This is a genomic window from Streptomyces sp. DF42 (genome assembly GCF_058267695.1).
On record NZ_CM177859.1, the window covers coordinates 8,017,821 to 8,029,555 of the forward strand.

6 protein-coding genes are annotated in these 11,735 nt (G+C 68.6%); 2 read left to right on the forward strand and 4 right to left on the reverse strand.

Annotation, left to right across the window (positions count from 1 at the left end; genetic code table 11):
- Positions 1-317: 317 nt before the first annotated feature.
- Positions 318-548, forward strand: coding sequence for a DUF6308 family protein (locus ACYUED_RS36710; RefSeq protein ID WP_367881091.1), 231 nt, complete (start codon positions 318-320; stop codon positions 546-548).
- A 331-nt stretch (positions 549-879) separates the two neighbouring features.
- Here ACYUED_RS36710 and ACYUED_RS36715 read toward each other — a convergent pair whose 3' ends face one another.
- Genes ACYUED_RS36715 through ACYUED_RS36730 form a run of 4 tightly spaced genes read right to left on the reverse strand, consistent with a single transcriptional unit; the run spans position 880 to position 10,196 of the window.
- Positions 880-3,750 carry a pPIWI_RE module domain-containing protein gene (locus ACYUED_RS36715; RefSeq protein WP_491288879.1) on the reverse strand — a complete coding sequence of 957 codons (2,871 nt, stop codon included), beginning with the start codon at positions 3,748-3,750 and terminating at the stop codon, positions 880-882.
- 47 nt (positions 3,751-3,797) lie between these two features.
- Positions 3,798-7,370, reverse strand: a complete 3,573-nt coding sequence (locus ACYUED_RS36720) for a pPIWI_RE_Z domain-containing protein (protein ID WP_107446502.1) — start codon at positions 7,368-7,370, stop codon at positions 3,798-3,800.
- Complete coding sequence (locus tag ACYUED_RS36725; protein ID WP_491288880.1) at positions 7,363-8,526, reverse strand: pPIWI_RE_Y domain-containing protein; 1,164 nt, start codon at positions 8,524-8,526, stop codon at positions 7,363-7,365. The genes ACYUED_RS36720 and ACYUED_RS36725 overlap by 8 nt, the downstream gene beginning before the upstream one ends.
- A gap of 11 nt (positions 8,527-8,537) precedes the next feature.
- Positions 8,538-10,196, reverse strand: a complete 1,659-nt coding sequence (locus tag ACYUED_RS36730; RefSeq protein WP_159083318.1) for a PD-(D/E)XK nuclease family protein — start codon at positions 10,194-10,196, stop codon at positions 8,538-8,540.
- A gap of 108 nt (positions 10,197-10,304) precedes the next feature.
- On the opposite strand from ACYUED_RS36730, the gene ACYUED_RS36735 reads away from it, so the two are divergent.
- Positions 10,305-11,627 (forward strand): serine/threonine-protein kinase, encoded by a 1,323-nt coding sequence (locus tag ACYUED_RS36735; RefSeq protein ID WP_334450383.1) that lies wholly within the window; start codon positions 10,305-10,307, stop codon positions 11,625-11,627.
- Positions 11,628-11,735 lie beyond the last annotated feature (108 nt).

An 11,735-nucleotide genomic window follows, 5' to 3' on the forward strand; every position in this document is an offset into this window, starting at 1 on the left:
GGCCAGAAGGGGCTTCTACGGTTGATCGGCGTGGCCTATCAGCGGCGTCCTCTAGGTTCGCACTGTGACAAACAATTGGACGAGTCTGTTCCTGGCTCCCTTCGATCCGGACCCGGACTCGTCGGGCCGTCGTTCCTACGGCGGGTCGACGGGCATACCAGCGGACTTGGACTGGAATTCACTGGACCGCATCTGCCGGGTCGTATCCCTACCCCACCGGTGCAGCCCTATCCGGCAGCAAGCAATACCCCGGCAAACCCGACGGCAGCGGCCCGGTTGTCGCAGGCAAACTGCTGGCCCGCAAGCGGCCGCACCTCATCCCCATCTACGACATCCGCATCAAGCAGCTGTTCGAGCGACCGAAGGCGGACCACTCCTTCTGGACCGCGCTGGCTGCGGCCCTGCGGGTAGACAACGGTGCCTTCCATGATCAGTTGGTCCATCTCCGCGATCAGGCGGGTATCGGTGAGGACATCGGCGTCCTGCGTGTGTTCGACGTCGTCGCCTGGATGCACCAAGGCCGGCAGGGTCAGGTCGCGACGAGTTGAGCTCTGAGGCGGAGTGTGGCGGGGAGGCGCATGCGGAGGCCGATGCCCCGAGGCGGGCGACGCTGAGCGCAGACTACTGAGCCCTGCCGGTGCCCGAAGAGCTCAAGCCGTGCCCGACGCTGTCGCCCGTCGAGAAGCAACTGCGGGAAAACCTCCCCGAGCAGTATCCCGGCTGGGTAAACCGATGGTCCGACTACGTCGAGGTGGACGGTGTGCCGACCGTGGGTCGGCGGGCAAGACCAAGACCTCAGCCGCTGGGCGGCCGGAGTCGAGTGCCGCGAGGTGACGACGCCGGCCCGCCACGCATGCCCGTGCGGGATGAGCCTGCAAGTCACCGACTCGGTGGGGAACCTTCCTCTCCGGAGGACTCGTCGGATTCGCCGTCGTGTGGCAGGACGTATTGTGCGGTCTTTGCCGCCATGTGGAGCGGGAGTGGAAGCCCTAGGGTCACGTTGTAGTCAGGCGCGCGGCGCAACTGGTGGGTGATGGCGGCCCAAGGTCCCGGCACGCTGGATTTCTCTGGCACGGCGACAACCGCGATCTCCAGTGCGGCCGGGTTCCATGCGTTGGTGCCCGTGTCGATGACGGGCTCCGGCTCTTTGTCCTCTTCATCCTCCGAGCGCTTCTTCTTCTTCAGCGGGATCCGGGTGGCAATCTTCGAGGCGGTCTTCACCGCGTGCTTGGCTGTGTGGGGCTTTTCGCCGGTGCTGTAGTACACGCGGTGGTCGTCGTCGGCGCCCGGGTGGGCCCACAGGCCGCTCGCGAAGCCGTGATCGGCGGTGTCGTCGTCCGGGGCGAACCACTGGGGGGTTTCGTCGGATGCGTGGTCGCGTACCCGCACATGGCACAGATTCTCGCCGTACAGGGTGATGTGCTGGGCCGGGTTGGGGCCGAACTGGAGGGCGTCGGGGCGCAGTCGGCCGTTGGTCAGCCATGGCCAGTGCAGACGGGAGTTCTGCGCGTGCGAGAGCAGCAGGACGTGGCGGTCGCGCAGGCTGTAGAGCATCGCCCGGATGAACTGGGCCGTCTCGGCCCGTTGATCGTCCAGATCGGGAACCCAGGTCGTGGTGCGTTGTCTCTTTCCATCCTCGGCTTCTTGCCTCGGCGCGTCCTCCTCCCCGGTCGCTCCTGTGACTTCACCGTCCTCGCCGTCTTGGTCTTCCTCGTCGAACTCTTCATACTCGCCCGGGATCTCGGCGTGGCGGGCGAGAGAGAGCAGGAGTTCCGGGTACGGAATCCAGTCCCCACGATCGGGGTCCCACCCCATGACCGAGCTGTCGGCTGCGCTCATTTTGACGGCGACAGGGGAGGTGCGGCGTTTGCGGGTGGGCCCGTCGGCGCGGCGCTTGACCATCCACAGTGCGACGTACTCCAGGTCCTTGGGCAGTTCGTCCACACTGTGTTCCGGTGCCGTGCAGACGCCCAGTTGCCGAAGGACGTCGTTCCACGCCTGCAGGGCTCGGTGGGCGATGCTCTTCTTGGTGGCGGTGTTCCAGTGCGAGCTCGGCAAGGTGATGAACTTTGTCAACCGTCCGGCATCGGCATACCCGAGGCGTACGGCGAACTTGGGGTCCACGATGTCGGGCCGGAAGGACTTCGGGTGGCCGATCTCGACCACGACGGCCTGGACGTTTGGTCGTTCGTCGCGCTCGCACAGTTCGGCGATCTCTCGCCGGCGGGCACTGATCGCTGTGGTGAGGGTCTTTCGTTTCGGCTGGCCGTCGGGGAAGTCGAGCCGGGCGGCGACGACACCGGCGTCTTCCAGGTACAGGCGCACGGTCAGCTCTGGTGCCGTCCAGGTACGTACGGCCTTGTCCGTTCCGCCCGGGCCGTCCAGGCCCAACAAGACTGCCAGTTGCTCGATCAGGGCGTCACGCGTGCGGTCGTTCTGCCAGCGCGCTTCGACGATCAGGGGCCGGCCGTCGAGTACCCGTGCCAGGGCGGCGCGTCGTTCGTTGTGGCCTTTCCGCTCCAACTCGACCTTCTGGAGGGCGCGTTCCTCCTTCGTCTTGGCTGTCGGAGTCTTGGGGAGATTGCGTGGGAGGACTGGAAATCGGCTGCGGGTGAAGTCGCCGAGCTGGGTGAGGTGAGGCAGCAACGCCCCGGCTGCCCAGTCGGTAAGGGGGGAACGGTCGCGCGGCATGAGACCGGTGCCGACGCCATGGCCGCCCATCGACGTGGCATGCACGACGCTGATCTGGATGCCTTCCTTCCCGGGGATCCAGGCGTCGGGGTTCTCCTGCACTGCCGCTGCGTTCGGGAGTTCGCGAGAGAACCGGAGGCTGCTGAGCATGCCTTGGGGGCCTCCGCGCGTCCACTGGGGCAGGGACGTGTTGCGGTCGATGGCCAGTCGGCACACCGAGAGCCGTCCGGTTCCTGTCGACTGCCCTAGCCAGGGCGTTTGCGCGAGCAGGTACGCCGACACGGCCCGCCGATACGGTACGGGCACGGGCCCACCGGTGCGCCAGCGGCGAACTCCCGTGCGGACATGGAGGCGGAAGTCGCCAGCGAAGGGCACGGTCTGCACGGTGAGCGTGATGACGAACGAGAACTTCCACCACATTCCATCGTCATCCTGGTGGTCACGCGGCGGCCAGGAGACGAGCTCGGCGCCGCGTTCGGCGGCGGCGATTTTGAACGTCATCTCGACGCCCTCGAAGCGGTAGGGATCCAGTTTCGCGATGCTCTGTGCGAGGGCGTCGGGCAGGAGCTGGTGGATCAGCGGGTCCGGCTCGAAGGTGCCGCCGGGCGAGGTTGTGCCCGCGAAGAGGTCGACGGTGTGTGGCTGCCAGGTCAGCCCGGCCACGTCCAGTGAGGCGCTGAGCTTGGTGGCCCGTTCGGTGATGTCCGGGTACTTCTTACGGGTGCGCGGGGAGTGCAGGTCACGGATCCAGGCGTGGATGAGCTGCCGCATGACAGGGAGCGGAAGCGGCGTTTCTGCGTACAGCCATGGGGTGTTGTCGTCGAGTGTGGCGCCGCGCGCGACACACAGCAGGTCGGGTGCCACGGCACGGATGACCTCGTTGAGCCTGCGGATAGGTACCTGGTTGATCCTTTTCGGTTCGCGTTTGCCGATCCGGTAGAAGTCCAGTACCTCGGCCCGCCACGAGGCGGGGAAGGCGAGTCCGTGGGTCTGGCGGATGAAGTCCGTGCCGCGGGCGGGCTCGAACGCGGTGAATCTGACGGTGGGGTAGGAGGGCACGTGTGGAGGTCCCTTCGTGTACAGGGGTAAGGGAATGGCCGTGCGGTTCAGTCGGTCGGGTCCGGGGCGGAAGGGACGATGCCGGCGAGCGCGGTGTGTAGGGGTTCGTACAGGGCTTTGACGAGGGCTCGGTCCAGAGCAGTGATCGGTACAGCGCCGGGGGTCGTCTCGTCGGCCGGGGGCGGAGCGAGGTAAGGGTCCAGGACGTGCCGCATGGCGAGCAGGAGACTCGTCCGCCAGGTATCTGGCACCGTCTTGCCTGCGGCGGCCCGGGTGGCGAATGGAGCGTCGACGAAGACGACGCGGGCGGGGACGCCGCCGCGCACGAGACGGCCGATGACCTGCCAGATGACGACCAACTGGTCCCAGGTGAAGGAGATCTTCTCGTCCTCGTTCAGCCGGCTCCAGGCCAGAGGATGGTTGAGCAGGTGTCGCCACCGTGCGCGGGCAAGGGTGCGGAACTGGGCGCCGGCCTTGTCCAGGCTCGGTTGTGCGCGGACGAACTCATCGAAAGTGCCGTCGCGTTGCAGGCGTGCCGCCCAGTCGTTGACGGCCTGCACGGCGAGGCCGATGTCGTCGGGGCGGGGGTGGGGGCGGGCCAGGAAGAACACCGAGCCGATCGCGGCGACTCCTCGGTCGAGGATGTTGTGGCCGCGTTCGACTGCGAGCAGGGGAGCCACCAGGATCTCCATGCCGGTTGAGGCGAAATTGGCCACGTCGCCGCGGCGCAGGGCTACGACCGTGCCGCCGTCGGGGCCCATGGCCGGGCTGGAGTAGAACGCGGGCTCCTCGTCCGCGTCGTCGGCGACCAGGCGGCACACCTTTCCGGCCCACCGGGGGATGCGGTTGAGGATGTCCGCCGCGCGACGTGCCTCGTCGTAGGAGCCCGTCAGTACGAGGAGCCGTTCGCGCCGTTCGTTGTTCACGGCGGCGAGTTCCTGTTCGAACACGCTGGGTTTGCCGTCGGTGCCGCGACGGGCCAGCCGGTCCAGCATGTGTTCGAGGACGAGGGGGCGCAGGTGGGGTTTGGTGCCGGACAGCTTGAGGGGGCGGCCGTCTGGACCGGTCAGGAAGCGGGTGGTGAATACGGTCTCGTTGATGGCGGCGCGTTCCGCCGGCGGGGGCTTGAGGAGGGCTCCTACCTCGGTGAGCACGTGGTAGCGGGTGGAGCGGCCGGCCCAGCTGGTGCCCGACATGAGCAGCACGTTCGGTCCGGGAAGACCGTCCGCGATGGTCAACTCCGGCAGTTGGAGGAGGAGTTCGCGACCATTTCCGGCGCAGCGAAAGAAGCGCAGTTCGCCGCTGCGCAGCTGTCCCAGGCTTGCGTCCTCGGACAGGAACTGAAAGCCGAGGATGTTGCCCATGGGTGATTCGGGGACCAACGGCCGGTAGTCCTCGGGCGGGCGGCGGGACAGCACGTTGCTCGATGCCCCGAAGTTCAAGGCGGCCTCGACCCCCGGCCATAGCTCCGTCAGCAGGTCGAGCCGGGTGTGCAGGGCGGACAGCAGGAGGGTGAATTCGAAGCGCAGCACCTGCTCTTTCACGCTGTCGGGGCTTTCCAGCACGGCGTCCCCTGCAAGCGAGAGCAGTTCTCGCTCGACCAGGCGGCGGGCGTTGCGGGGGCGGATGGCGTGCAGAAGCTGACGGGTAAGTCGCACCAGCGAGTCGACCTGAGGGTCGCGTGGTTCGCGGTCGCCGAGCGGGTCGTCGCGGAACGCGTCAAGGACCGCCACGACGGCGTCGCGTCGCGCGTCGCCTGAGGAGTCTGGTGTGACCGGCTGACGGGTTTCGGGAGGTTGCGTCTCCTCGTCTCCGTCGGCGGCCTGCCCGATGTCCTCGTCCCATTCGGGGGCGGGCTGGTCGGGGGTGTCGGCCGGATCGGTGTCGGCGTCGGAGGGCTTGCCGAACCAGTCCGAGATGAGTTTGAACTGGAGGGTCCACGAGCTGAAGTAGTCGGCCTCGACCCAGTCGCGCAGGCTCCGGTGGCCCAGCAGCATGTGGTAAATGCGGTCAGCGGCGACCGTGACGGTGTGCAGGGCCGCCGTCCACTCCATGACGGTGGAGTTGGACAGTTGGATGCGTCCGCCGCGCGCCAGTTCGTCGATCTTGTGCTGGTGGATCTCGTCGAGCCAGGAGTTGGGCGTGCGCCCAGTGAGCACGGCGGCGGGGGCGAACATGGTGTCCAGCTGCATCTGCACGCGGTCGGCCTCGTCGACGACAATCAAGTCGCTGCGCCGGCAGGCGAGTTCGAGGAAGCGAATGCGCTCCTCGTTTTGGTGGGCGGGTACGGCGCTGTGGACCAGGGCAGCGGGGGTGGCGACCCAGATGTCCGCGGCGACGAGCTCGCGGGCACCGTGATGACGCGGGCATCGGTGCCATAGAGGGCAGCCGTGGCGTTTGCGCAGGTTCGGGGCTGGCGTGTCCTGCGATCCGTCAGTGGCCAGAGCGGTGAGCGGGCGTTGAGCTGGCCGCCGTTTGGGCGGGAAGAGCTGCGTGCAGGGAGCGGCCCGGTAGGCGAGTGGCTCCGCTGCCTCGACTCCGCGCAGGGCATCGAGCGGGCAGGCCGTGCTGAGGTAGTCGAGGCTCAGCGCGTCGTGGGTGAGCAGGGAGGTGCCGCCGTCCTGTGCGGCGAGGCGGCGGTGGGTGCGCTGCAGATGCTGCTCGCGTGTGGTCACCCCCAGGACGGGAGCCGCCTTGAGGCCGAGCGCGGTGAACAGGGACACGAGGTGCAGGGCCTCGGCGACATCGCCCACCACCAAGGTGACGCGTTTGTCGTGGGTGGCCGCCCAGACTGCGAGGATGTCCCGCAGGGTGCTCTTTCCGGCACCGACCATGCCGAGCAGATGCAGCATCCGGTCGATCCGCAGCACCTCGTGCTCCGGTGCGAAGTCGCCCGACTCGGGCTTGCGGACGCACAGTTCGACCCGTTCCAGTCTGTGCCGCCAGTCGCCGCCGTCGGGGTCGTCGGGGCCGCGCAGCTGGTCCTCCATCCACGTGGCGGTTGCGAGGAGTTCCTCCCAGGGGGCCTCCAGTGGCTTGCCGTCCGGGGCGGCCGATGATCCGAGAGCGTGGGGCGTCGCTTCCTCGGCGGGCAGTTCTTTGGGCAGCTCCACCGAGGTCCAGGTGCGGCTTTCCAGAAAGCGCCATGCGCCGGGCTCGGCCAGTGGCAGCGACCGGGTCTGGTAGGGCGGGGCCGCGGCGAGGGCCTGGGCGTAGATGGCCCACCGGTGGTGGGCGATGGACACGCTCCGCCGCCGGGGGGTGTCGTCCTTGCCGGCGAGATGGAAGCCGCGCAGCTCGGGCGGGAGCGTCAGATAGGTGTCGAGGGACTGGGTCCACATGCGGCGCCGACGCAGCGGCCACAGCAGGTGGCGGCCGATGCGCAGCATGCGCTGCTGTGCGGGCGTTTGGGCGTGTCCGAGTGCGGCGGCGAAGGGGTATCCGCCGAAGAGGGTCCAGCCGGCCTGTGCGGGATGCCCGGGCAGCAGCTGTTCCACCAGGCAGAGCCCGAGTTCGACTTCGCACAACCGGGCTGCCGCGAGGTCCGGCTGGGGATCGTCGGCGAAGTACGGAAGAAGGCTCGCGATGAGATCGTCGCGCCACTGCTTTTGGTCACGCATCGGCGTCCTCCGCCTGGTCGTCGGCGAACGGCCCGCCGGGGCCGTCGGCCAGGGTGGTTCGGATCCTTGCCATGAGCTGCCGGTGGCTGAGCACGGTCGTCGACTTGCGTACCTCGGCCCTCAGGTACCGGCGGACTACGGACACGTAGTCGCGGCGCAAGGCGATCCGGTGGTCGGGTACGAGGAGAAACGCCTCGTCGTAGGGAGGATCTTTGGGCAGCGGCCCGGCGTTGCGGCCGAGAAGCGCTGGGTTGGCCCAGTCCTTGACATCGACGGCCCATACTCGCCCGTCCGGCAGCGGGATCCGCAGGTCGTATGCGTCGTAGTTCGGCCACAGCTCAGGGGTGAGGAGAAGGCGCAACAGGGCCCGCTCCAGGCTCAGTTCGGCGACCCCGGGGGAGGTGACGAACAGGCGCAAAGGCCGGGTGAGTAGCAGCACGCCGCCGCCCTCGAGCTCGTCGTACGCGGGGCCGACGGGGGCGTCACCCTGGTGCCGGCAGCGCGCGTTCTCGCACCACCAACCGCCCTCCCGCATGGGGGCGAGCAGGGTGTGGCAGCGCCGGCACGACGTGAACCGGCCCCCGCGGGCCCAGCCGATGGGGGCCGGCAGGTAGATCTGCTGGAGCAGTCCGTCGAGTGGGGTGAAGGCCGGCTCCAGCGCGATCTCGGCGGCCTTGTCCCGGGTGAGCACGGGATGTTCGATGAGCAGGCGCCGGAAGGCCACGTAACTGGCCGGGGCTTTGGCGCTGCGGCAGCGGTCCATCGCCAGGCCGATCAGGGCCCGGTCGATCTGCTCGGTCGCCGAGTCGGGCCGGTCGACGGCCCACTCGTAGCACAGGTCCGTGGGCACGCAGGCGTCCTCGTCGATGAGGCGGTCTTCCGAGCCCGCCAGACCGTCGGGGAGGTCCAGCGGCCACTCGGTCACCGGCCGCTGGCGACACCACACGAGCAGGTCGCTGACGCTCAGGGGTGGGTCGGCGCCGCGCAGCAGGCAGGCCAGCACGGTTCGGTCCAGGGCGCGTTGTGCCTCGTCCGGGTAGGGGAGGGTGAAGGTACCGAGGTCGGACAGGGCATCCAGATCGAGGACGGCGGAGGCCACGGTGCGCAGCAGAGTCAGACCCTGGTGCGGGACAAGCGCGGAGTCATCGGGGGGCACGGTGGTCCGTTTCACTGGAGGGACGACGAAGCAGAGGAGGAGGGTGCGGCGGGGCACCAACGGGACACCTCGCAGCGGGCGCACTGGGTTCCCGGGTTCGGGGCGGATGTGCGGTCCGCATGCCACGGGGCGGCGAGGTCGTGGAGCACCTGCCGGGCTGTGGCAACACGGTCGGCCTGACGGGGGGAGACAAGTTCCAGGTCCGGTCCGGTGGGCCGCAGGATCTCCACCTCGACGCGGGAGCGGCGCACGTCACCGCCGAGCGCACCGTCGGCCAGCAACACCACGGCCAGGGCCGCCTGGGGATACAGCTCCAGGATGTCCTTGCCCCCGCGCGGGGTGCGGTACTTGGTGCTCTTGACCTCACGCCACACCACCGAACCGCCACTGCGGTACAGGAGGTCCGGCTTGGCCACGAGCACGACATCGGCCTGTGTGTCGTGGAAGGTGAGGAGCCTTTCCGCGACCAGCGCGGCATCCGGATCGGCGTGGCGCAGCGGGCACACGGCGGCATGACGGGCGATCAGGCGGGCACCGAGTTCGGCATCGTCCCCCGTCAGGTGCCAGTCGTCGACCGCCCAGTCGGACCGGTCGGCGGGGGCGTCGTCCGGCGTGCAGGGGCGTTGTGGGGTGCGCGCGTGCAGATGCTGCAGCCAGGCGTGCACCGCGTGCCCGCGCACCACGTGATGGTCGTGCTCGACGTCCTTGTCGTAGGGCAGATGGATGCGCCGCAGATGTTCCTGCGCGGGGCAGTTCGCATGGCGGCGCAGATCGGTGACGGACAGGGTGCGACGAGGCCGTGCCCCGTCCGCGATCTGCAAGATGCCCGGCGTGCGCGCCAGGTCAGGGCAGGAAGCGGCGAGCTTGCAGGTCGCGCATCCGGGGCCCGGGCGCCTGTCCACGGCATCGACCGTGGCGCGCAGGCGGGGCGCGGCGAGCTTGTGATAGGCGGCTTCGGCTTCCTGGGGCGTCCCGTCGAACAGCGGGGGACGGACCGAGCCGTCCAGGCAGCCGATCTCCACGACCCGTACCCGCTGCGGGGTGACGGCGCTGTGCACGTCGTGCGCGTCACCCCATCGGGTGGGTTCCGGTGCACGGCCGCCGTGGGCAGCGACGTATGCCGCCATCGCGACCTCCGCCGGATCCCGCTCAGCCGGCCCGCGTCGCCCGGGCTGCACCGATCCGAACCGGAGCAGGCGCAGCTCACACACTGCACGGTCACGGCTGGCGTAGCAGCGCCCCCAGACTCTCAACTCGTACACGGTGGAAGTGCCTTGACCCTCGGCTGCTGTCCTCGACTGCTTGACCCAGTACTGCGGATCGGGCAGCAACTCTCCTCTTGGATCGAGGGATTTGACCGCGTCCAGGTACTGGGCTGCGGCATGCTCGGCATAGCGCTCGAGCCCGGGGTGCGAGGGGCGCACTCGGGCCGGATCGTCCCGGGGGCGGCCGAACTCTACGGTGTCGAGCCGGCGCATTACGGCGGCTAGGGCGAACGGTTCGTAGTCCGCCGGCTTGTAGGGGGTGCGGTGCGTGGGGCGAAGGCGTGGCCGGGCCTTGACGGCCCGCAGCGTGGGGCAGTCCTCGTCCCCCTCCTTCGCGCCTCCGGTGAACACTCTGATCAGGCCCGAGTCACCCGTGGTTCCTGCGGGCAGCGGCCACTCAGTCACGCGCACTCCTCACACCCGTGTCTGTGAACAACATTCACCGGAGGTTACATGCTGCTACGGTTCACGCGCGGATGATTCGTCAAATTCATTGCAGAGAACGGACCTCAGGTGGGTTCACAGAACGAAATCATCGCCAGGCGGTACCGCCTCGTGCGCCGGCTTGGTGGCGGCGCGATGGGCGAGGTGAGCCTGGCGTACGACCTGAGCCTTGACCGGCAGGTCGCCGTCAAGCAGCTTCACGCGCACAACGTCGAACGAGAAGAGGGGCGTTACGCGGATCGCCTGGAGCGTGAGGCCAAGGCGACCACCGGGCTCAGCCGCTGCCGGCACTTCCCCCAGGTGTACGACTTCGGATACCACGCCGACGAGCCCTATCTCGTCATGGAGTACATCGAGGGACCCACCCTGGCGGAGCTGGCGGCCAACCATCACCCCTTGTCCTTCTCCACGATCACGGCGATCCTGGCTCAACTCGCCACCGCGCTGTCCTGTTTGCACGACGCCGAATTCGTCCACCGCGACCTCAAGCCGACCAACGTCATGATCGCGTCAGGCGGCGTCATCAAGGTGGTGGACCTCGGCATCGTCGCCGTCTCCGACCCCCACGCGACGCGACTGACGGCCACCGGCCAGGTGCCGGGCACCGCGGCGTACATGGCCCCTGAGCAGGCCGCGGACGGTCTCGCCGAGCCCCGCAGTGACCTCTACTCCACGGGCTGCCTCGTATTCGAACTCGTCACGGGAGAACTCCTCTTCAACGCGCCGACCGCTCACGCGATGGCGCGCGCCCACATTGATCAGGCGCCCCGCAAGACCCGGGACGTGCGCCCCGAAACCCCACCATGGCTGGCCCACATCATCGATCGGCTGCTGCACAAGGACCCGGAACTGCGCTTCCCCGACGCGCGAGCCCTGTACGGGGCTTGCCACCCGCATCTGGACGACCTCAGGGGAACGGGTGGCCCCCGGCTCGGCCGCTTCGATCCGGCCCTGCTCTGGCGTGCCCCGTGCTCACCACCGCCCCCGCCGCAACCGTCAACGCCGCCTCCGCGGCGCTCTCCCGGTACCCGGATGGATGCCTTGGCCCGCAGCCGGACGCGGCGAACCGACCTGAGACGGGACGACCTGGCCCAGGTTCGCGCCGACGCTGCCGCACAGGCGGCCAATGGTGATCTGCGAGGCGCCGTCCAGCGCATCGAGGAGTGCCTGGCATCGGCCGTCGGCCACTTCGGTCGCATCGAGAAGGGTGTGGTCCGCTTGGGCATCGACCACGCCGGCCTGCTGTGTGAACAGGGGTTGTCGAAGCAGGCGCACGCCGCTTACGTCGACGTGCGCCCCGACGCCGTCCTCGCATTCGGAGAGGAGAGTCCAGAAGTGCGCGAGATCGACGAAGGCATCGAGGGATGCGAGGAGGACGGAACGTGGAACTGATCCGTGCCTCGATGCACTGCACGCGGTTCCGAGCGCGGTGCCGTCATCGACGCGTGAAGAACATACACGCACGGTAGAACGAAGGTACGCTTCACGCTCTGTCTGCAG